Annotated in this window: 17 protein-coding genes; 7 read left to right on the forward strand and 10 right to left on the reverse strand. The window is 60.5% G+C overall.

What is annotated here, in order from left to right; all coding sequences use genetic code 11:
- Window positions 1-59: 59 nt before the first annotated feature.
- Entirely contained in the window at window positions 60-1,688 is a 1,629-nt protein-coding gene (locus tag JDW18_RS07070) for an AMP-binding protein (RefSeq protein WP_218242972.1), read from the forward strand.
- 120 nt (window positions 1,689-1,808) lie between these two features.
- On the opposite strand, the gene JDW18_RS07075 is transcribed toward JDW18_RS07070, so the two are convergent.
- The 3 genes from JDW18_RS07075 to JDW18_RS07085 all read right to left on the reverse strand — a co-directional run bounded on the left by JDW18_RS07075 (window position 1,809) and on the right by JDW18_RS07085 (window position 4,513).
- Window positions 1,809-2,198, reverse strand: a complete 390-nt coding sequence (locus tag JDW18_RS07075) for a hypothetical protein (RefSeq protein ID WP_246610307.1) — start codon at window positions 2,196-2,198, stop codon at window positions 1,809-1,811.
- Window positions 2,199-2,312: 114 nt separating this feature from the next.
- Complete coding sequence (locus JDW18_RS07080; protein ID WP_218242974.1) at window positions 2,313-2,690, reverse strand: hypothetical protein; 378 nt, start codon at window positions 2,688-2,690, stop codon at window positions 2,313-2,315.
- Between the two features lie 101 nt (window positions 2,691-2,791).
- Window positions 2,792-4,513 carry an N-acyl-D-amino-acid deacylase family protein gene (locus tag JDW18_RS07085; RefSeq protein ID WP_246610309.1) on the reverse strand — a complete coding sequence of 574 codons (1,722 nt, stop codon included), beginning with the start codon at window positions 4,511-4,513 and terminating at the stop codon, window positions 2,792-2,794.
- A gap of 193 nt (window positions 4,514-4,706) precedes the next feature.
- On the opposite strand from JDW18_RS07085, the gene JDW18_RS07090 reads away from it, so the two are divergent.
- Window positions 4,707-6,008: an MFS transporter gene (locus JDW18_RS07090; RefSeq protein ID WP_218242975.1), complete on the forward strand. Its 1,302-nt coding sequence runs from the start codon at window positions 4,707-4,709 to the stop codon at window positions 6,006-6,008.
- 23 nt (window positions 6,009-6,031) lie between these two features.
- Window positions 6,032-6,721, forward strand: coding sequence for an EthD domain-containing protein (locus JDW18_RS07095; protein ID WP_246610311.1), 690 nt, complete (start codon window positions 6,032-6,034; stop codon window positions 6,719-6,721).
- Between the two features lie 208 nt (window positions 6,722-6,929).
- Here JDW18_RS07095 and JDW18_RS07100 read toward each other — a convergent pair whose 3' ends face one another.
- The 3 genes from JDW18_RS07100 to JDW18_RS07110 all read right to left on the reverse strand — a co-directional run bounded on the left by JDW18_RS07100 (window position 6,930) and on the right by JDW18_RS07110 (window position 10,395).
- Window positions 6,930-8,039, reverse strand: a complete 1,110-nt coding sequence (locus JDW18_RS07100; RefSeq protein ID WP_218242976.1) for an aromatic ring-hydroxylating dioxygenase subunit alpha — start codon at window positions 8,037-8,039, stop codon at window positions 6,930-6,932.
- A 147-nt stretch (window positions 8,040-8,186) separates the two neighbouring features.
- The gene (locus tag JDW18_RS07105; RefSeq protein WP_218242977.1) at window positions 8,187-9,032 is read right to left on the reverse strand and encodes an SDR family NAD(P)-dependent oxidoreductase; all 846 of its coding nucleotides are present in this window, start codon (window positions 9,030-9,032) and stop codon (window positions 8,187-8,189) included.
- 34 nt (window positions 9,033-9,066) lie between these two features.
- Entirely contained in the window at window positions 9,067-10,395 is a 1,329-nt protein-coding gene (locus JDW18_RS07110) for a spinster family MFS transporter (RefSeq protein WP_246610313.1), read from the reverse strand.
- A 116-nt stretch (window positions 10,396-10,511) separates the two neighbouring features.
- Here JDW18_RS07110 and JDW18_RS07115 point away from each other — a divergent pair, with 116 nt between their 5' ends.
- Window positions 10,512-11,936: a coniferyl aldehyde dehydrogenase gene (locus tag JDW18_RS07115; RefSeq protein ID WP_218242979.1), complete on the forward strand. Its 1,425-nt coding sequence runs from the start codon at window positions 10,512-10,514 to the stop codon at window positions 11,934-11,936.
- Between the two features lie 230 nt (window positions 11,937-12,166).
- On the forward strand, window positions 12,167-12,937 hold the full coding sequence (locus JDW18_RS07120) for a glucose 1-dehydrogenase (protein WP_218242980.1): 771 nt from the start codon (window positions 12,167-12,169) through the stop codon (window positions 12,935-12,937).
- Between the two features lie 155 nt (window positions 12,938-13,092).
- Here the strand turns inward: JDW18_RS07120 and JDW18_RS07125 are convergent, their stop codons facing one another.
- The 3 genes from JDW18_RS07125 to JDW18_RS07135 all read right to left on the reverse strand — a co-directional run bounded on the left by JDW18_RS07125 (window position 13,093) and on the right by JDW18_RS07135 (window position 17,983).
- Window positions 13,093-13,518 carry a nuclear transport factor 2 family protein gene (locus tag JDW18_RS07125; protein WP_218242981.1) on the reverse strand — a complete coding sequence of 142 codons (426 nt, stop codon included), beginning with the start codon at window positions 13,516-13,518 and terminating at the stop codon, window positions 13,093-13,095.
- 301 nt (window positions 13,519-13,819) lie between these two features.
- Window positions 13,820-15,946: an NAD(P)/FAD-dependent oxidoreductase gene (locus tag JDW18_RS07130; protein WP_218242982.1), complete on the reverse strand. Its 2,127-nt coding sequence runs from the start codon at window positions 15,944-15,946 to the stop codon at window positions 13,820-13,822.
- Between the two features lie 21 nt (window positions 15,947-15,967).
- Window positions 15,968-17,983 carry an NADPH-dependent 2,4-dienoyl-CoA reductase gene (locus JDW18_RS07135; RefSeq protein ID WP_218242983.1) on the reverse strand — a complete coding sequence of 672 codons (2,016 nt, stop codon included), beginning with the start codon at window positions 17,981-17,983 and terminating at the stop codon, window positions 15,968-15,970.
- Window positions 17,984-18,141: 158 nt separating this feature from the next.
- Between JDW18_RS07135 and JDW18_RS07140 the strand changes: the two genes are divergently transcribed.
- Both JDW18_RS07140 and JDW18_RS07145 read left to right on the forward strand, forming a co-directional pair.
- On the forward strand, window positions 18,142-18,915 hold the full coding sequence (locus tag JDW18_RS07140; protein WP_218242984.1) for an SDR family oxidoreductase: 774 nt from the start codon (window positions 18,142-18,144) through the stop codon (window positions 18,913-18,915).
- Window positions 18,916-19,072: 157 nt separating this feature from the next.
- Window positions 19,073-19,447 (forward strand): steroid Delta-isomerase, encoded by a 375-nt coding sequence (locus JDW18_RS07145; protein WP_218242985.1) that lies wholly within the window; start codon window positions 19,073-19,075, stop codon window positions 19,445-19,447.
- A 184-nt stretch (window positions 19,448-19,631) separates the two neighbouring features.
- On the opposite strand, the gene JDW18_RS07150 is transcribed toward JDW18_RS07145, so the two are convergent.
- Window positions 19,632-20,444 (reverse strand): enoyl-CoA hydratase, encoded by an 813-nt coding sequence (locus tag JDW18_RS07150; protein WP_218242986.1) that lies wholly within the window; start codon window positions 20,442-20,444, stop codon window positions 19,632-19,634.
- Window positions 20,445-20,549: the final 105 nt, after the last annotated feature.

Raw genomic sequence — 20,549 nt, forward strand, 5'->3', positions numbered from 1 at the left:
AGCATGCAGGCGGCGGGTGCTGAAATGGATTCAAAAAGCAGTGAGATGGAGACAAGAGGATGAAACGGACCTTTAACCTGGCAGATATTTTTGAAGTGGTGGCGCAGGCTGTGCCTGACCGTATTGCCTTTGGCTGCGGGGAGCAAAAGCTCACTTTCAGCCAGCTGGACAAGCGGGCCAACCAGCTGGGCAATGCGCTGCGCGCGCGCGGCATTGGCCGTGGCGACAACGTCGGCATTCAGCTCTACAACTGCGCTGAATATCTGGAGGCCTTTTTTGCCTGCAGCAAGATTGGCGCCATTCCTGTCAATGTGAATTACCGCTATGTAGCCGACGAGCTGCAGGGCCTGTTCAACAGCCTGCATCTGCGTGGGCTGGTGTATGGCGCTGACTTTGATGCGGCAGTGCTTGATGTGCTGCCGCAGGTACCTACGCTGCGCCTGGCGCTGCGCGTGGGGGATGAACAGCAGAACTTGCCCAAACTGGTGCAGCCCTATGAGGCGGTGCTGGCCGAAGGTGCAGAGCAGCTCAGTGATCCGCAGCGCAGCGATGACGATATTTTCATGCTCTGCACGGGCGGCACTACGGGCTTGCCCAAGGGCGTGATGTGGCCGCACAAGTCGCTGTTCATGGGTGCTCTGGGTGGTGGTGGCTACTACTTCCGCCGTCCGCCCATCGATGCACCTGAAGAGCTGCTGCAGCTGGTGCCGAATGGCCCGGCGCTGGCCTATCTGGCTGCTGCGCCGCTGATGCACGGTGCGGCCATGTGGTCCACGCTGATCAGTCTCTTCTCGGGTCACCCTGTCTATGTGAACGACCGCAAGAACTTCGATCCGGAGCATATGCTCGACCTGATCGAGCGCAACAAGATCAATGTGATTGCAGTGGTTGGTGACGCCATGGCCTTGCCCATCATTCAGGCGCTGGAAAACAACCCGGGCCGCTGGCCGCTGAAGTCGCTGATGATTTTTGGCAATGGCGGCGCGGTGTTCTCACGCCATTTGCAGGAGCGCTTGCTGGTGCAGGTGCCGCATCTGATGCTTAACAACGGTATGGCCAGCTCCGAATCTGGCGTGCTGGGCGGTGGTGACAAGACGCCCGAAGGCGAGGGCTTCATGCGTATCACGCCAAGGCCTGATTTGAGTGTGATCTCGGAAGACCTGCGCATCCTGACCCAGCCCGGAGAGGAGGGCATTCTGTCCCGCCGTGGCTATACGCCGCTGGGCTATTACGGCGACCCCAAGAAGACGGCCGAGACCTTTGTGGTGATTGATGGCAGCCGCTGGGTGCTGACCGGTGACCGCGCCCGCATTGACACGACTGGCGAGTATGTGGTGCTGGGCCGTGGCTCGCAATGCATCAACACCGGCGGTGAAAAAGTCTATCCCGAAGAGGTAGAAGAAGCAGCGCGCCGCTGCAAGTCGGTGCAAGACGTGGTGGTGATTGGTATTCCCGATGAGCGCTGGGGCAGCAAGGTGGCTGCCGTGGTGCAGGTGCAGCCGGGCCAGGAGTTTGATCTGCAGGATTTCGAGAAAGTCTGCCGTGCAAACCTCTCGGGCTACAAGGTGCCGCGTGCCGTGTATGTGGCCACCGAGGTCAAGCGCAGCCCGGCTGGCAAGGCCGACTACCGCTGGGCCAAGGCCTTCGCCGCTGACCACGAGCCGCTGAGCACAGCTGCCGTGGCCTGATTCCCAGACACAGCAAGCAATAGATCTGCAAACCCCATTCCCTGTTCGTCGCGCCTGACGACGGGACTTTACAAGGAGGCCCGGGCCTCCTTTTTTTTGTTCGTTATTTATGCCGGTGCATCAACGCGGCGTGCGGCAGGAGGCGCTGGAGGGATTGACCTCGACAAAGCGCTGGCTGGACGCCTGATAGCGGTGCGCCAGAACATGCCACTGGCAGCGATCGCTGCCGCGTGCGCAGGTCTGCATGGCCAGGCACAGATGACGGCCAGCGCCCCAGATTCTTGCGGGTGGCCGGTCGTGAATGCCTTCGTACAGTATTTGTTGCTGCCCGGTAGATGGCTGGCCTGCCTGCCAGCGAATCAGGATTTCGGTGTTGAAGTGGTCAAAGCCAGCGCTGCGATAGCTGATCTGGTATTCAACCCGGCCCAGCCTGGCAACAGAGGTCTGGCCGGTGGTCTGCTTGTCCCAGGGCTGCTCATCTTGTGCGCAGGCGGAGGTGGAAATCAGCAAGGCAATTATTGCAGTGGCTGTTTGGCACCAATGGGCAGAGTGCAAGAGCAAGCGCATTGAGCTTCTTTGAGCGGTTGAAGTGCCTGCCTGCATCATGCCGCTGCCCCGCATGGGCTATCGCTTTCGGGCTCCGGGTCTGGAGTAAATCAGCTTGAGCGCGTTTTGCGGGGTGTACTGGATGACGATGGCGCCATCTGCGTGCAGAAAAATGCGAAAAGGCGCATCGCCCATGGTTTCCCAGGAGGCCACGTCGCTGCCAATGCCTTCCCAGCCATCTTCTGCTGAGAAAGTGCCCGCTATCAGCCGCTTGAGGCGTTCCCGGGGCACGCCCATGCGCAGGTTTGCCTCTACCCAGATTGCCTGGATTTGATCGTGTGCACTTTGCTGAGAATTGCACAGCGGTGCTTCATCGAGCAGGCGCAGACACAGCTCAACCCTCGCTTTGAATGGGGGCAGATCTGTTGCTGTTCCGCTTTTCTTCTCGGTTTGCATGGCCGTGATGTTATTACGTTCCTGGAAAAGTAGGAAAGGTCTCTCAAATTCGCCAGGCGCACTGAAGGCTGTACCTGGCGAAACCGCATCAAATGGGACTGTCAGGCCTGATGGCGGCGAACCAGTCGACCGGGCAGCGCGTCTGTGGAACGCCCGTCCTGATAGGTGATCTGGCCTGATTTGAGCGTGTAGCGATAGCCTTCAGCACCTTGCAGAAAGCGCTTGCCGCCTGCTGGCAGGTCTCTGACGATGTGGGGCGGCAGAATTTTCAGCTGCGCAAGGTCGATGATGTTGATATCGGCCAGCTTGCCCACTTCCAGAACACCCCGGTCATGAAAGCCGTAGAGCGACGCGGGGCGCTGCGTCAGCAGCTGCACAGCGGCCTCCATGGTGAAAGCGCCTCTGTCGCGCACCCATTCGGTCAGCAAAAAGGTGGTGGCACTGCCGTCGCAGATGGTGCCCACATGGGCGCCGCCATCTCCCAGCGCGGGAACGGTGTGCGGGTGGCGCAGCAGCTCGTGCAGGGCGGTGCTGTCGTTGCCCAGATAGTTGGCCATGGGCAGATATACCAGCGCCTGGCCACCCTGGCCCAGCATGAAGTCGTACATCCACTCCAGCGGCGGCACGCCTGCGGCATCTGCCATGGCTTGAAGGGAATCACAGGGCTGGGGCAGGTAGTTGGGCTGCTCGTCTATCCAGGGGTACATGGCGGCAAAGTTCTGGCCAAAGTACTCCATGAAGAGATGCGGCTTGCCGTCCTTCTCGCTCAGAATGGCGCTGCGCGTGGCGGGCTGGGCCAGCGCGGCGATGCGCTCTGCGGGTGGCAGATGCGCCAGTGCCTCATAGCTGGGCTTGCAGGAAAACGGGTTGAGGCTGCATTCAAAGCCCATGAGTACGCCAACAGGGCGGTTGAGCACCTGGCCCATGATGCGCTGGCCCTGCGCGTTGGCCTGCTCGATGTGCCCCAGCAGCTCGCGGTGCAACTGCGGGCGGTGCAGGTACTGCAGCACGGTCAGTGTGCTGGCGCAGCCCGTATCCTGGCTGACGCGGCGCAGGATATTGAATTCGTCCTCGGTATGGTCAAAGTCCGAAATCATCTGAAAGACGCTGTTCGGGTAGTTCTTGAGCGACAGCCCCAGCGCAAGCAGCTCTTCGCTCACGGCCTGGTACATCGGCGTGAAGTCGCCGGACTTGCTGCGATGCGCCATGGTGCGCGAGGTGGACAGCCCCACCGCACCGGCTTCCAGCCCCTGGCGCACCAGCTCCTGCATGGCTTGCAGGTCCTGCTCGGTGGCCTGCTCGCGCCGCACAGCGCGCTCGCCCATGGCATAAACGCGCAACGGGCCGTGGGGCAGCAGGGCTGCGATGTCGATGTCATAGCGGCGCTCGGACAGTGCCTGCAGATACTGCGGAAAGCTCTCCCAGGTCCAGGGCAGGCCTTCGTGCAAGGCGGTGTCGGGAATGTCTTCCACGCCCTCCATCAGTGCAATCAGGGTGTTGCGGTCTTCGGGGCGGCAGGGGGCAAAGCCCACGCCGCAATTGCCCATGACGGCGGTGGTCACGCCTTGCTGCGAGGTGGGCCACAGGCGTTCATCCCAGGTGGCCTGCCCGTCAAAGTGCGTGTGCACATCGACAAAGCCGGGGGTGACGATCAAACCTGCGGCATCAATGGTCTGGCAGGCGCCGCCAAGGCTTGTTTCCAGGTCACTGCCTATGGCGGCAATACGCCCGTCTTTGATCGCTATATCGGCCACGTAGGCGGGGGCTCCCGTTCCATCCACCAGCTGGCCATTGCGGATCAGTACATCTAGCTGCGACATCATGTCTCCTTGTTCTGTGCTGCGAGTCTTTGTGCTGCAAGACATTAGGAGGGGCAAGGGCCGCTGTGCCAACAGGGTAATGGAATCGTCCATTGAGACGATGTGAAAGCAGTGCACCCTCCCGAGGATGTGGTGAGAGAGACTGCCTGCATTTGCACAGTCTGCGCGCTCCTGCAGATCACAACATCAAAGAACAATGACAGAGACAAACCCCGATACCCGCTCCCGGCTCTATGTGCTGATTCTGCTGACAGCCTTGTCTGCCCTCACGTTCATGGACCGGCAGATTCTTGCGGTGCTGCTGCAGCCCATCAAGCAGGAATTTGGCTTTTCCGATCTGCAGATCGGGTTGATTACCGGCCTTGGCTTTGCGCTAACTTTTGGTGCGCTGGGCATTCCGCTGGGGCGCCTGGCGGACAAGCATGAACGTCGCTCCATCATCGCCTGGTGCCGCGGTGTGGGGGGCTGCATTGCGGCGGCGGGTGCGCTGTCCAGCGGCGCCGGTGGGCTCACGGCATCGCGCGCTGGTGCGGCGCTGGGCGATGCGGGTGGCGGGGCTGCTTCCATGTCCATTCTTGCCGATCTGTATGCGCCGACCGAGCGCTCGCGCGCCATGAGTGTGTTTGGTGTGGGCAGTGCCATTGGCGCTTTGCTGGCGCTGCTGCTGGGCCCCATGTTTGCGCAGTGGTGGGGCTGGCGGGCGAGCATGCTCATCATTGGCGTGGCCATTGTGCTGCTGTCTCTGGTGCTGCGTCTGACCATTCAGGAGCCAGCCCGGGTGCTGATACAGGCAGCGGCACCAGCCGATCAGGCGAGTGCGCCTGCAGCCCGCCAGTCTGCCGTGGCTTTGATATGGAATGAGCCTGTAACCCGCTTTCTGATTATGGGAGCCGCTTGCGCTTTGATAGCGGGCTTGTCGATTGGTGCGTGGAACGTGGCCTTGCTGGCCCGGCGTTTTGATCTGAGCCTGAAGCAGGCCGGTGGCCTGTCGGCGGTGGCGGCATTTCTCTCGGTTTCGGGTAGTCTGTTCTCGGGCTGGCTGACGGATCGCATGGCCAAGAAGGATGTGCGCTGGCAGATTCGCATTCCGGTCATTGGCGTGGCGCTGGCCGTGGTGTTTGGCCTGACGTATCTGCTGATCTCTGACAGCCTGTTTGAGGTCTCGCTGGCCTGCATGCTGGTCTATTCGTTCTTTACCGCCTGGTGGGCGCCAGCCACTTATGCGGCGCTGAGTCTGGTTGTTCCCGCGCAGCGTCGCGCCACGGCTAGTGCCATGGTTCTGATGGCGGGCGCGCTGCTGGGCAATGGCGTGGGGCCGATTGTGGCCGGCTGGCTCAGCGATGTGCTCAATGCGGTCACCCAGGGCCAGGGGCTGCGCTACGCGCTGGTGGCCATGATGTGCATGCTGCTGCCGGGGCTGTGGGCCTTCATGCGCGCGCTGGAGTTCTATCCCACTGCCTACGGCCGCGCTCATCCACCAGCAGCGGTGCCAGCCTGAATTCAACCGTGATGCAAGAAAAAATGACTGAAGTGTGGAAGATGATTTATCTGGCGCGACGCAACCCCGCGCTGGCCGCCGAAGAGTTTCCGCAGGCCTGGCGTGAGCATTCGGCCTTGGGCCGCCAATGCAAGAACGTGGGCCAGCGGGTCAGGGCAGTGGCGCAATGCTCGCGCCAGTTGATGGAGGCTACAGCACCCTTGAGTCAGGACTATGACGGCGTCAATCTCATGGTGCTGGCAGACCGCGAGGCGGGCTCGGTCATCTGGAGCGACCCCGAAACTCTGGCAGTGATGCGCCCCGATGAACCGCGTGTGTTTGCCGACTATGTGCGCAATTTTTCCCTGCTGTGTCGCCAGCAGGTGCTGCATGACAGCCTGGCGCCAGAGGCCCTGCCGCAAAACGGGCAGGTGCTGCTGATTGGCTTTTTTCAGCGCAGCGATGAATGGAAGCCTGCCAGCGAGCGCCTTAGCAATTGCCCTGATGCATGGCGTGCACCGGGGCTGTCGAGTGCATCCCGCATTGTCTGCAACACCGTGGATGAGGCGCCGCCTGTGGGCTATGGCTATCGCTATATCGTGGAGTGGTGGTTTGATTCGCTGCAGCAGGCACGCCAGGCAGTGCAGAACCTGAACACAGCCGGGAGCATGGGCGAATATGGCTGGGGAGATGCCGTGTGGATGCTGACCGAGGTGACGCACAGCAGGCCCTGAGAGCTGAGGGAGAACTTCAAAAAAGATAGCTGCCAGCGTATGTCATCAATGGACTTCAATGAATAAACTTATTGAAGGTCAAATATGACAAGCGCTGGCAGCTATTTTTTTATGAATTGCCATTGCACAGTCGCCATAAAAAAAGGCCCATGGATGACCATGGGCCTTTTTGCTGATCCTCAACCGGTGAGGGCTGAGGATCAGGCGATCAGGCAGTCGCTTCCTCGGGCTCCTGGGTGTAGGCCACCATGCCCTTGGGGATGTACTTGCCTTCGCACTGCTCCAGATACTCGGAAGCCTTGGCGCGAGGGTTGTAGAACTGCTTGTACCAGATACGGGCCTTGAGGAAGGCGCCGTCGCTGGGGATGAACAGCGGGTTCAGGCAAGCAGCCTTTTGCGACCAGACTTCGAAGTCCTGTGCAAAGGCCAGGCGGCTGGCTTCCTGGAATTGCTTGGCTGCGACCACATCGGCCTTGCCGGGCAGGCCGCCGTGGGCGGTCTTGACCAGCAGGTTGTGCCAGACCTTGATCTTGCCGTCCTCAATGGGGGTGTGCATGATCATCATGAACGAGTTGAACATGCCGCTGACCTTGGAGACCAGAATGCCGGGGCCGTGGTACCAGGTGTCGGTGTGCAGGTCAGAGCTTGCGCCGCCTTCGCCCACCAGTGTGCGGTGGCCGCCGCACTGGCGCTGAATGGCGTTATGGCCCTTGAATTCGTTCTCGAAGCGCGCCACGGTGGAGCCGTGGATGGGGCTCAGGTGACCGTAGTCGGCAATGTTGTCCACCACTTCCATGGGATGCTGGCTCAATTCGCCCAGGTAGTCCCAGTCGCCGTTGACAAAGGTTTCGTCCGTCCAGTCGCCAAAGGTGGGCAGATCGTAGTCGGGCTCACCGCCTTCGGGATCGAACCAGACCCAGATGGCGCCGTAGTTTTCAACGACCTTCCAGCTCTTGACTGCGGCAGCCGCGGGGATGGGGCCGTCGTGGTAGGGAATGTTGTCGCACTTGCCGTCCGAGCCGAAGCGCCAGCCGTGATAAGGGCAGCGAATGCCGTCGCCTTCCACGTTGCTGCCACCGCCGTCGATCACCACATAGCTGGTGGTGTTGGGCGCTGCCAGGTGGGTCTTCATGTGGGGGCAGTACGCGTCCAGCAGAATCACCTTGCCGCTTTCGCGGCCACGGTACAGCGCAAAATCCTGGCCGAAAAAGCGCACAGCCACGGGCTTGTGGGTGTCGAGCGCCTTGGCTTCGGAAATCATGAACCAGCCACGGGGGTAGGTAAATTCACCGAGGCGGTAATCCTTCGTGGTTGCCATTTCTGGGGTCTCCGTATTTAGTTTTGGACCCATGAATCTTCTGGCAAGGCCAGGCGCCGCGCATACTCTGTTTGGACGAGTGAAAGCGCGGCTTTGATCTTGCGCAAACTGCTCAGGGTTTGCACTAGTTTGAGTGTGAGTGCGTGCTCAGGCTGCAGTTGCGGCAGCGGCAACGCGCTCCTTGTACAGAGGCTGCAGATCGATCATGGTGTATGCCTTGGCCAGCGGCAGAGCGTCTTCCTCCGTACCCAGCCAGAACAGCGCAGCGGCAATTTCCTCGGGGGTGGATGCGCCATAGCGCTGGGCCAGCACGCCATCGTCACCGAGTGTGGCCTTGACGGCTTCGGTCGTCACCACGCCGGGGTTGACGCTGAAGGAGCGCACGTTTTGCTGCTTGTATTCGGTATTGATGCAACCCGCCAGACGCGCAATGGCGGCCTTGCTTGCGCCATAGGCAAAACCCCAGCCGCCCTTGTCTGCCGGCACGGGCGGGTTGTACTGACCCGCAGCCGAGCACACATTGATGATGCGGCCGCTGCCCTGTGCGGCCATGGTGGGCAGCAGGCGCTGCGCCAGATGGAAGGGGGCAATCACATTGCCCAGCATGGAGCGCTGCAGCGACTCGGTGCTAATGGCGGGAATCAAATCGTTGATTTCACGGTTTTGATAGACGGCGTTGTTGATCAGCAGATCAACCCGGCCAAAGCGCTGCAGCACAGCATCTGCGGCGCGGTCCAGGCTGCTCAGGTCCATCAGGTCCATGACGTGCGAGAACACTTCGCCGCCAGCGGCTTCGATGGCATCTGCGGTGGATTGCAGGCTGCCGGACAGCAACTGGCCATTGGGCAGGCGCAGCTGGTTTTCCAGCTGGGCGCCTTCGGTCAGCGTGCGGGCAGTGATGGCGACGCGCCAGCCCTTGCTGGCAAAGAAAACGGCGGTGGCGGCACCGATGCCGCGGCTGGCACCGGTAATGAGGACGACGGGTTGGGTCATGAAAGTCTCCGGGAAATTCTTATGGCTGCCTTGCTCAGGCACTCTTCATCTGCTGCAGGCGTTGCTTGTAGGGGTTGATAGCCAGCACAAAAAACAGCACCGTGAACAGGAACATGCAAGTCACACCGGACAGCGCCCAGCGCAAGCCGTCTGTGCCATGAGTCTTGGCGAAATAGTCTGAAAGAATGCCAGTGACCAGCGGTCCAGCGCCCACGCCCAGCAAGGTGATGAACAGGTTGAGCAGGGCCGCTGCCACGCTGCGTTCATTGGCGTTGACCATCTGGCTGACGGCACTGTATGAGAGTGTGGCAAACCAGGCGCCAAAGAAGCCAAAAATCATGGCGAAGAGCATGGCGAAGGGAACCTTGATGCTGCCCAGCATCCAGAAGTCTGACACAGGCCAGAAGAACACTGCCAGACCGGCAGGCACGGCGCACAGCGTGCCGATGGCGCCCAGGCGCAGTTGCCAGCGAGCATCACGCTGCGTGAGCTTGTCAGAAAGCCAGCCGCAGAACATGGCACCCAGAACCGCACCTGAGCCACTGGCCACGCCAAACACCAGACCTGCGTGGGAGATGCTCATGCCATGAATGCGAATGAAGAAGCTGGGTGCCCAGACGCCGTAGCCATAACCGGCCACCCCGGCCATGCCGCAGGCCAGGCAGATGTAGCGCAGTGGCTTCATGCCCATCAGGCGACCGACCTGCTTGAGCATGGGCTCGCGTGCTTCCTTGGCCGCTGCCGCAGGGCGCGGTGCTTCATAGGCTCCGCGCACAGGCTCTTTGACAAAGAGGTAAACCAGCACCGCCAGAATCACGCCCGGAATGCCAAAGGCCAGAAACACCGAGCGCCAACCGTAGTACTGCGCCACCATGCCCCCGATGACCAGACCCAGCAAGGTGCCCAGGTTGGGGCCCATCATGAACAGGCTGATGGCAAAAGAGCGCATCTTGGGAGGGTAGGAGTCCGACACGATGGAGATGGACGGTGCCATGCCACCGGCTTCGCCCACGGCCACGCTCATGCGGGCGGCAAGCATGTGCCAGTACTGCGTGGCAAAGCCACAGGCGGCCGTCGCCAGGCTCCAGATGCCGCAGCACAGCGCCACGATATTGCGGCGGTTCTTTGTATCGGCAAGACGCCCCACGGGAATGCCCAGCAGCGCATAGATCAGGCCAAACGCAAGGCCGGTGAGCAGACCCATCTGTGTATCGCTGGCGCCGAATTCCTGCTTGATGGGCTCCAGCAGAATCGACAGCACCTGTCGGTCAATAAAGGAAAAAATATAGACGAGCGCTAACAGGGCCAGACTCAGGTGTGTGCGCCAGTTAACGGTGGGGGGCGGTGTTTGAGGGGTGTGCATGCGCTGCATCGTGCGAGGCACTCAGGGTTATGCCATCGTCTTTTTGGACGAAGACCGGGTAATCCTGAGGGCTGAGCATGTAAGCTCCGCATCCATAAAAGACAAGGAGACAGAACGTGACCACATCCCAACCATCCATCGGCATTCACCAACTGCTGGAAATGCAAAAGCAGGCCTTTATTCAGGAAGGCCCCGTCAGCGCCGAAGTGCGCGTGCAGCGTATTCAGCAAGTGATTGATCTGCTGGTGGAAAACAAGGATGCCCTGTGCCAGGCCATGGGTGAAGACTTTGGTGGCCGCCCCGCTGTGTTCTCGCTGGCCAATGACATCATCGGCTCGCTGTCCTCGCTCAAGCACGCACGCGACCATGTCAATGAATGGCTGGGTGATTCCGTGCGCCCCACTGTCAAGCCCTTTGACATGTTTGGTGCTTCGGCCTGGGTGAAGTACCAGCCCAAGGGCGTGATCGGCATCATCGGAACCTGGAATGCACCGCTGTTCACACTGCTGTCGCCGCTGGCCTGCGCGTTTGCCGCGGGTAATCGCGCCGTGCTCAAGCCTTCCGAAATTGCGCCTCGCACCGCACAGGTGCTGGCGGATGCCGTGGCCAAACGCTTCGATCCACAGGTGCTGGCGGTAGTGCAAGGTGGCCCGGAAGTGGCCGCTGCGTTCTCCGAGCAGCCCTGGAACCATCTGGTCTTTACGGGCTCCACCAGCGTGGGCAAGCTCATCATGGCGGCCGCTTCCAAGAATCTGGTGCCTGTGACGCTGGAGCTGGGCGGCAAGTCCCCCGTGCTGGTGGGCGATTCTGCAGACATCGCCAATGTGGCCGAGCGCATTGCCGTGGGCAAGTCGCTGAACTCTGGTCAGCTCTGCGTCTCGCCCGATGTGATCTGGGTGCACGAGTCGCGCCTGCAGGCGCTGGTGGATGGTATTGCGGCGCAGTATCAGGGTCTGTACCCCTCGGTGACCGGCAATGCCGATATGACACCTGTGGTGAACGAGCGCCACCACGCCCGCGTCAGCGCCTATGTGCAGGACGCAAAACAGCGCGGCGTGAAGGTCGTGGAAGTGGGCGCTGCCGATGCGGGTGTGGACCGCCGCCTGCCGCTGGCGCTGGTCATCAACCCACCGGCAGAGGCTGAAATTTCCCAGCACGAAATCTTTGGCCCGGCTGTGGTGCTGCGCAGCTTCCAGAACATTCGCGAAGCCGTGGCTGCCATCAATGCGGGTGAACGCCCGCTGGCGCTGTACTACTTTGGCAGCGATGAGGCGGAGCAGAATTGGGTGCTGGACAACACCTTGTCTGGCGGTGTCTCCATCAACGATGTGGTCATGCACCCCGCGCTGGAAGATGCGCCGTTTGGCGGCGTAGGCGCATCGGGCATGGGCCACTACCACGGCCGTGAAGGCTTCCTGGAATTCAGCCACGCCCGTTCGGTCTACAAGGCGGGCAACCACGATCCACGCCGTGAGTGGGGCATGCTGCCGCCTTACAACCCGCAATTCGCCGCGATGCTGGATGCAGCTGTAACTCCATAAGTTACCCCCTGAGCCGCTTTGCGGCTTCCCCCTGAGGGGGACGACAGCTTCGCTGCGCGGCGGCGCTTGCTTGCTGTCCCTCGGTTGAACTGTGCTTGATCGCAGTCTTGCGTACTGACGTAAGCGCTTGGGCATGACCATGGGGCTTGTCCCATGGTCCGTTTGGCGGATGTTTTAAAAGCAGCTCTTGCAGAGTATGGCTGGGTTAGAACGCTAATTGAGGAAGAGACATGAACGAAATTTTTCGCCAGTTTTCGCTGGAAGGGCAAGTGGCTGCCGTGACCGGCGCTGGCAAAGGCATTGGCCGCGCATGTGCAGTGACGCTGGCCAAGGCCGGTGCCGATGTAGCACTGTTTGCGCGTACCGAAGCTGATTTGAAAGCTGTGCAGGCCGAGATCGAAGCCCTGGGCCGCCGCGCCATCATCGTGCCCGGTGATGTGAACAAGGATGAAGATCTGCAGACCCTGATCGACCGCACCGTGGCCGAGCTGGGCAAGATCACCGTGCTGGTCAACAACGTGGGCGGTGGCGGTCCTAACGACCCGCGCAAGGTCAGCGGCAAGGCCATTGGCGATATGCTGGCCTTCAACGTGGTGCCCGCATATGCGCTGATTCAGAAGGCTGCAGCAGCGATGGAAGCGGCTGGTGGTGGTTCTGTGGTCAATATCTCGTCCACGGCTGCGCGCTATTCACAAAAGTACTTCAGCGCCTATGGTGCGGCCAAGGCGGCCCTGAACCAGATGACACGCTGCCTGGCGCAGGACTTTGGCCCCAAGGTGCGTATCAACGCCATCGAGCCCGGCACCATCATGACCGATGCACTGGCCCCCTTCCTCACCCCCGAGCGCAAGAGCCGCATGGAAGCCACCACGCCCATGGCGCGCCTGGGCCAGCCTGAAGATATTGCGCAGGCCGCTCTGTTCCTGGCCAGCCCCGCAGCCAGCTGGGTCACCGGCAAGGTGCTGGGTGTGGACGGCGGCGTGGAAGCCCCCAACTTCTGAGTTTGATCGACGAGATCAAACGGGACTGACCATCACCAGAAAGAAAGGGAGCCTTGGCTCCCTTTTTTCTATTGCGATGATTGATCTTGGTGGATGCTGGCAAGTAGGTGTGGTAGTTGCTGACCCAAAGCGAAAATTCACTTGAATTTATTGCATCAAGCGATGCTGGCGGTCCAACTCCGAACCTGAGTCCGAGTTTTTATCTTCCAGCCGTCAGAAGTTCGCACTAGACTGTCCTCATACCAAAGGCCACTTACAAAGGTTGATTCCTTACCTTCGGGTGTTTTGGCGGTCATTGGAACAATCGCTGCAGACCGTGCTGTAGCGTTGTCTCCTGCCAAGTCAATTTTGATAGTTGAGACTGTGTGTTGAGTAGAGGCAAGATTACTCAGGATTGGTGTGAAAAATTCCTGCAGTTCACCGGGAGAGCCTTTCGGTCCTCCAAAGGCCGTGAAATCCAAAATCGCATCAGCCAAAAAAATGGCCTGAAAGGCTTCCCAGTTCTGTTGGTCTAAAGCGTGGCAGTACCGCGCCAAAAGTTCATTGATTTCAAACTTGTCCGAGATGTCCTGCAGCGTCATTCTTGTCTCCGATTAGGAAGTTATGCGTACTGAGTCCTTGATTTGGGCCCAAGCACAGCGTAGGTCGGTCAATCCGTTTCGCATCGTCTGTATTGATGAGCACTTGCGCTGCTGATGCTTTCGGAGGTCACTAGGCCGGGACACCTGAATTTCTTTCTCACAGCGACTACTCCTGGCAGGTATCAGTCGTAGCCACATCAGCTCCAGTCGCTATTCTTGCGTCTCTTTTAATCTCAAAAATCAATAAAAAACCGCCTGCAGCACAAGCGCTGCAAGCGGTTTTAGCTATTAAAAGCGTAGTTTAGAGGCTGCGGCCAGCGGCGTGACCCGAGTGCATGGCGCCTTCGATATAGCCCAGGTCGCTGCAGTCGCCGATGCGGCGCAGGGGAATCTGCGTGATGGCTTGCAACTGGTCTGCCACGGTGGAGTCCGCCTCGGCGCCAATGGCCAGCACGACGGAGTCTGCGGCGCAGCGCTGCTCGGCACCCGACTTGTCGGTCCAGACGACTTCCTTGCGCTCGATTCGGGTGACGTTGGACTGCATCAGCAGCTTGCCGTGGGCCTTGACGGCGTCATAGACGCGCCAGCGGCGCACGATGGCCAGTTCGGTGCCGGGGTGGGTACCGGGGTCCAGCACCGTGACTTCGCGGCCACGGTCCAGCAGGAACTCGGCCAGCTCCAGACCCACCAGACCAGCGCCGATGATGACGACCTTCTTGCCCAGTGGCATCCACAGCTTGGACAGGTTCTGAATCGCTGCCGTGCTGTCGGTGACCTTGAGCATGCCGCCGGCCTTGAACAGGGCGCGCTCGGTCAGACTCAGCTTGGCCTTGGCAATTTCGTCGGCGCGGTCACCTGTCATCAGGCGGCGCAGTTCATCACCGCTCCACACATGGCTTTGGTCCGCGCCTTCAATGGCGGGTGCGGCGCGCTTGGCGCCGGTGCCCACCAGAATTTCGTCGGGCTGCAGCTCGTTGATCAGCTTGGCATCCACGGTGGTGTTGAAGCGCACCTGGATGTTGGGGTGATCCATTTGCTTGACCAGATAGTCCAGCAGGCGGCCGTTTTCCGGGTAGGCGAGGGCGGCAAAGAAAAGGGTGCCGCCCAGGCGGTCACTGCGCTCGGCCAGCGTGACGCGGTGGCCGCGCAGGGCAGCCACACGGGCGGCTTCCATGCCGGAAGGGCCACCACCGACGATCAGCACATGCTTGGGCTTTTCGGCAAAGGTGATGGCGCGCTCGGCCTCGTGGCCGGTCTGGGCGTTGACCGCGCACTTGATGCCCTTGTTGATAAAGATCTCGCTGACGCAGGCGTAGCAATAGATGCAGGGGCGCACGGATGGTGCGGCATTGGCCTGCAGCTTGTTGGCCATTTCGGGCTCGGCCAGCAGCTTGCGGCCCATGGCCACAAAGTCGATCTCGTTGTTGCTGATGGCGTTGGCAGCATCGTCCAGCTCCCAGCGGCCCGCCGAGATGATGGGGATGTTCACGGCCTTCTTGAACTGCTTGGCAAAGTCGCGGTAAGCGTTTTGCTTTTGCGGAATAGGCGCATCGGTAAAGGCGGAGCCGGTGGGCAGGCGCGCATAGGCCGAGACGCTGATGGCGTCCACACCCAGCTCTTCGCAGAGCTTGGCCGTCTTGAGCGCTTCATCCATGGTAATGCCGCCGGGGGTGTGCATTTCCTCGGAGTCCACACGCACCCAGATGGGGAATTCGGGGCCCACGCGCTTGCGCACTTCGGTCAGCACTTCGCGCAGCAGACGGCTGCGGTTTTCATAGCTGCCGCCGTATTCGTCGGTACGGCTGTTGAAGAAGGGCGAGAGGAAGTTCGCAATCATGTAGTTGTGTGCGCAATGCACTTCTACCGCATCAAAGTTGGCCTGCTTGGCGCGCAGGGCAGCGGCAGCAAACCATTCCACCATCTGGGCGATATCGGCCTTGTCCATCACGCGGTAGCGGTCAGGGTAGGGGCCGATGCCAACGAAGGTGGAGAACTCCTTGGGCGTGACGGTGCGCATGGCTTCTGCCACGGGGCCGTCAGGAGGGATGGAGGAGACCCACATCTCGCGGCCATGGGTGCGGTCATTGGCTGCAACCTTGCCGCTGTGGTTGATCTGGATCGCAACCTTGCCACCATGGGCGTGCACGCGGCGCGTGACTTCGGCCAGACCGGGGATGAAGTCGTCGTTGGAGATGCCCAGCTGGTGCGGCTCGGAGGTGCCTGTGGGCCAGGAGATGGCAGCCGTGCCCATGATGATGAGGCCGGTGCCGCCCTTGGCGCGCTCCGCATAGTAGGTCTGGGCGCGTTCGCCGCAGATACCGTCCGTGCCGCCGTAGTTCTCGCCCATGGGGGCCATGACGATACGGTTCTTCAGCTCCATGGTGCCAATTCGGCCCGTTTGCAGCAGGGATGCGTGGGGATTGCTCATTTTGGGTTTTGTCTCCTCTGTCTAGAGTTGTCGGCCGAGTTCGGCCCCTTCTTCGATGGCTCGTGCAGCATCAATCTTGCGGGCATCGCGGGCACCACCGATGACGGTGTGCGCAATGCCGATAGTCTGTAATTTGGCGGACCACGGATTGTGGGCTTCCTGCCCGGCGCAGACCACGATGGTGTCCACGCTCAGATTGCGCTGTTCGCCGCGAATGCGCAGGTTCAGCCCGTTATCGTCGATCTGCACATATTCCACGTCGTTGAACATGCGCGTGCTTTTGTTCTTCAGGCGCGTGCGGCGAATCCAGCCTGTCGTCGTGGGCAGGCCGCTGCCCACGGGTGATTTGCTGCGCTGAAGCAGCCAGATCTGGCGAGGTGACTGGCTTTTTTCCACGGGCTTGATACCGCCGCGCATCTCGCGCTTGGGGTCCACACCCCATTCGCGGTCAAAGGCGGCGATGCTGCCGTCGTCAGTCCTGCTGTGGGCCAGCATTTCGGCCACGTCAAAGCCCAGGGGGCCAGCGCCCACAATGGCTACGCGCTCGCCCATGAAACGGGGGCTACGCAGCGCTTCGGTGTAGTCCACCACTTTGGAATTGTTCTCGCCCGCAATGCCGCTGCGCCTTGGCACCACGCCGGTGGCAACCACCACATGGTCGTAGCCTTGCAGGTCTTCCAGCTTGGGGGTGGTGTTCAGGCGCAACTCAACGCCCAGGCGCTGGATTTCGTGCTCGAAGTAGCGCAGGGTCTCGCCCAGCTCTTCCTTGCCGGGCACTTTCTGCGCCAGAAAGAACTGGCCGCCAATGCGGATGCTGGGCTCGAACAGCGTGACCTTGTGGCCGCGCTCGGCGGCTTCGCGGGCGCAGGCCAGACCTGCTGGGCCTGCGCCAAGCACGGCAATCTTGCGGCTGGTGGCGGCCTTTTCCTGCGGCCATTCCCATTCACGGCAGGCGCGGGGGTTGACCAGGCAGCTGACTTGCTGGCGGGTAAAGATGCGGTCCAGACAGGCCTGGTTGCAGGCAATGCAGGTGTTGATGGCAGCGCTCTGACCGGTCTGGGCCTTGCGCACAAAGGCAGGGTCGGCCAGAAACGGGCGGGCCATGGCCACCATGTCGGCGTGGCCCATGGCAATCAGGTCATCGGCCACTTCCGGGGTGTTGATGCGGTTGCTGGCTACCACGGGCACGTTGACCACTTGCTTGAGCTGCTCGGCAGCCCAACTGAAAGCGGCGCGTGGCACCACCATGGCGACGGTGGGGATGCGTGCCTCATGCCAGCCAACGCTGGTGTTAAAGAGGTTCACCCCCGCAGCTTCAAGCTGGTGGGCCAGGTCCATCACTTCGCGCCAGTGGCTGCCATGTTCGACCAGATCCATTAGCGACAGGCGAAAGCTGATGATGAAATCCTCGGGGATGGCGGCGCGTATGCCTTTGACGATGCGAAGGGCAAAGCGGCTGCGGCCCGAGGCGTCACCACCCCATTCATCCATGCGCAGATTGGTCAGGGGCGCCAGGAACTGGTTAATCAGATAACCCTCGCCCCCCATGATTTCCACGCCGTCGTAGCCCGCGTCGCGGGCCAGGGTGGCGCAGCGCACATAGTCGGCAATGATTTGCTCGATCTGCTGCTGGCTCAGCTCCCGAGAGCTGCGGTTGCTGAGCTTGGACTCCACACTGCTGGCAGATACGCCGCCACTGCCATGGTCATAGCGGCCCACATGCAGCACCTGCATGAGGATGTGGCTGCCTTCGGCGTGAACGGCATCGGTAATCAGGCGGTGTCTTTGCGCCTGCTCGGGCGTGCACAGGGTGGAGAACTGTGCATGCTCGGGCATGCCCAGCGCATATTCATTGACGCCAAAGCCGCCGGTAACGATGAGCTGCAGCCCTTCGCGTGCCCGTTCTGCATAGAACACGGCCAGCTTTTCAAAGCCACGATCCTGATCCTCCAGCCCTGTATGCATGGAGCCCATCAGAATGCGATTCTTCAGGGTGAGATGACCAATGGTGATGGGCTGAAAAAGATGGGGGTACATGGCTAAAAATTCCTCACAAGCAAATAGCTGCGCCAGTGTAGGAATGGCCACAGTAATTTTTCCTTAGGGGAATCACATCGTCCGTTTGCATGTAGTCTGCGCTTTCGCGATGGGCTTTGATGTGCGCCATCACAACCACGCAAAAAAGGAAGAGAGACATGTCTACTATCGTGATGAGCGGCTGCGCAACAGGTATCGGCGCTGCCACCCGCAAGCAACTGGAGGCCGCTGGCCACAAAATCGTCGGCATTGACATCCGCGACGCAGAAGTGATTGCTGACCTTTCCACGGCGGATGGTCGTAAGAAGGCCATTGCAGATACGCTGGAAAAGTGCGCAGGCTCCATCGACGGCGTAGTGCTGTGCGCAGGTCTGGGCGTGCAGGTCAAGCCTTCGAGCAAGGTGACTTCGGTCAATTACTTCGGCGCGGTAGAGCTGCTGGACGCCTTTTTGCCCGTGCTTGAAAAGGGGCATCAGCCTGCTGCAGTGGTGATTTCTTCGGTGGCATCTGCCCACCTGGCCTGGGAAAAGAACCCTCTGGCTGCTGCTTTTGAGGCAGGGGACGAAGCCAAGGCTGGCGCGATTGTGGATGGTGCAGGCGAGCAGGGCGGCAACCTGGCTTACGCTGGCAGCAAGAATGCACTCACTGTCGCCGTGCGCAAGCGCGTGAACGCCTGGGGCAAGGCAGGCGTGCGCCTGAACACCATCGCCCCCGGTGCGACAGATACCCCGCTGCTGCAGGCTGGTTTGAAGGATCCTCAGTACAGCGAATCCATTGCCAAGTTCCTTCCCCCGCTGGGCCGCCGTGCCGAGCCTTCGGAGATGGCTTCCGTCATCGCTTTCCTCATGAGCCCCGCAGCCAGCTATGTGCATGGCGCGCAGATCGTGATTGATGGCGGTATTGATGCGTTGATGCGTCCAACTAGCTTCTGATCCCCCTGAGCCGTTGCGCCTAGGCGGCCCTGCGGCTTACCCCTGAGGGGGACGACGGCCTTTGCTGCGGGGCGGCCCTTGCTGGCCGTCTCGCTCTTGGTGCATGCCACTTCAAGTTGTGTGCGCCAGGCCAAGCTCAATGCAAATGGAGTTTGAGATGAACACCACGGAACATATGACGGAGGTGGTGCAGCGCTACGTGGCTGCACTGAACGAGGGTGACCTGGAGGGCATTGTTGCCCTGTATGCCGATGACGCGACGGTGGAGGACCCAGTGGGTTCAGAGCCGCAGCGCGGCATTGAGGCGATTCGTGCTTTCTATGCCAACTCGCTCAAGCTGAAGCTGGAAGTGGCGCTGACTGGTGAGGTGCGTGCCGTGGCCAATGAAGCGGCGTTTGCTTTTACCGTGGGCTTTGATTATCAGGGCCGCAAGTCTGTCATTTCGCCTATCGATCACTTCCGCTTCAACGAAGCTGGCAAGGTCATCAGCATGCGTGCGCTGTTTGGTCCGGCGAATATTCACCAGGCCTGAATCCATGCCGTGCCGAAAGCAGGCGGTTAGTGCCCGCTTCTGAATACAAAGCCGCTTGCGCTAAATTTCAAGGGATTTCAGATGGTTTTCGATCTGAAGTCCATGAATATCAAGCGCAAGAAGCTTTCATTTTGATAGCGATTCGAAGCACTTGTGGATGAGGAATTTGTCCTCATCCGCTGGCTTATTCGCCCTTGAACACTGCAGGCCGCTTTTCGATAAAGGCGTTCATGCCTTCCTTCTGATCGCGGGTGGCAAACAGAATCTGGTTGGCCTTGCGCTCCAGCATCAGGGCGGCGTCCAGCGATGCATCCATGCCCGCAATCACCACTTCCTTGATCTGCTCCACGGCCAGCGGCGGCATGTGGGCGATCAGTTTTGCCATTTTCATCGCCTCAGGGATTACCTGATCGTCCTCGCAGACTAGGCTGACCAGACCCATTGCATAAGCCTCTTCGGCGCTAACAGGTTTGCCGGTCAGCAAAATGCGCATGGCCTGGAACTTGCCCACGGCGCGCACCAGGCGCTGGGTGCCCCCAATGCCGGGCATGATGCCGATGCGAATTTCAGGCTGGGCAAAGCTGGCTCCCTTGCCTGCAATGATGATGTCGCAGTGCATGGCCAGCTCTGCACCACCGCCAAATGCATAGCCGCAAACGGCGGCAATGATGGGCTTGGGGCACTTTTCAATGGGCGCCCACACGCGCTCGGTGTGGCGCTTCATGATCTCGATGGGGCCGCAGGAATCCATGCTCTTGATGTCGCCCCCAGCAGCGAAAACCTTCTCTCCGCCCGTCAGCACAATGCATCGCACGCTGTTGTCGCTGCCTAGTTGCTGGAACGTTTGCGACAGCGCTGCCTGCAGCGACAGGCTCAGGGCATTGGTGGCCTGAGGGCGGTTGAGCTGCACGATGACCACACCGTTCTCTTCGCGTTGAACCAGTAGCTCCTGCTGCGAGGTGCTCGTGTTTTCAATAGCAGTAGGCGATGCTGACATAAGGCTTTCCAAGGGTTTGAACGGGGTCGATGGTCGGCCTCGCAGGGTTGAGCTACATCGTCCTTTTGGACGTATCTGCAGTGGTTGCCGAAACCTAAATTGGCA

The sequence above is a fragment of the Comamonas fluminis genome (genome assembly GCF_019186805.1).
Taxonomy (GTDB): domain Bacteria; phylum Pseudomonadota; class Gammaproteobacteria; order Burkholderiales; family Burkholderiaceae_C; genus Comamonas; species Comamonas fluminis.

Excerpts from the sequence above, each read along its gene's own strand:
- JDW18_RS07070 (WP_218242972.1), top strand. The coding sequence starts at position 60 with ATGAAACGGACCTTTAACCTGGCAGATATTTTTGAAGTGGTGGCGCAG.
- JDW18_RS07080 (WP_218242974.1), bottom strand. The coding sequence starts at position 2,690 with ATGCAAACCGAGAAGAAAAGCGGAACAGCAACAGATCTGCCCCCATTC.
- JDW18_RS07085 (WP_246610309.1), bottom strand. The coding sequence starts at position 4,513 with ATGATGTCGCAGCTAGATGTACTGATCCGCAATGGCCAGCTGGTGGAT.
- JDW18_RS07090 (WP_218242975.1), top strand. The coding sequence starts at position 4,707 with ATGACAGAGACAAACCCCGATACCCGCTCCCGGCTCTATGTGCTGATT.
- JDW18_RS07095 (WP_246610311.1), top strand. The coding sequence starts at position 6,032 with ATGACTGAAGTGTGGAAGATGATTTATCTGGCGCGACGCAACCCCGCG.
- JDW18_RS07100 (WP_218242976.1), bottom strand. The coding sequence starts at position 8,039 with ATGGCAACCACGAAGGATTACCGCCTCGGTGAATTTACCTACCCCCGT.
- JDW18_RS07105 (WP_218242977.1), bottom strand. The coding sequence starts at position 9,032 with ATGACCCAACCCGTCGTCCTCATTACCGGTGCCAGCCGCGGCATCGGT.
- JDW18_RS07110 (WP_246610313.1), bottom strand. The coding sequence starts at position 10,395 with ATGCACACCCCTCAAACACCGCCCCCCACCGTTAACTGGCGCACACAC.
- JDW18_RS07120 (WP_218242980.1), top strand. The coding sequence starts at position 12,167 with ATGAACGAAATTTTTCGCCAGTTTTCGCTGGAAGGGCAAGTGGCTGCC.
- JDW18_RS07125 (WP_218242981.1), bottom strand. The coding sequence starts at position 13,518 with ATGACGCTGCAGGACATCTCGGACAAGTTTGAAATCAATGAACTTTTG.
- JDW18_RS07130 (WP_218242982.1), bottom strand. The coding sequence starts at position 15,946 with ATGAGCAATCCCCACGCATCCCTGCTGCAAACGGGCCGAATTGGCACC.
- JDW18_RS07135 (WP_218242983.1), bottom strand. The coding sequence starts at position 17,983 with ATGTACCCCCATCTTTTTCAGCCCATCACCATTGGTCATCTCACCCTG.
- JDW18_RS07140 (WP_218242984.1), top strand. The coding sequence starts at position 18,142 with ATGTCTACTATCGTGATGAGCGGCTGCGCAACAGGTATCGGCGCTGCC.
- JDW18_RS07145 (WP_218242985.1), top strand. The coding sequence starts at position 19,073 with ATGAACACCACGGAACATATGACGGAGGTGGTGCAGCGCTACGTGGCT.
- JDW18_RS07150 (WP_218242986.1), bottom strand. The coding sequence starts at position 20,444 with ATGTCAGCATCGCCTACTGCTATTGAAAACACGAGCACCTCGCAGCAG.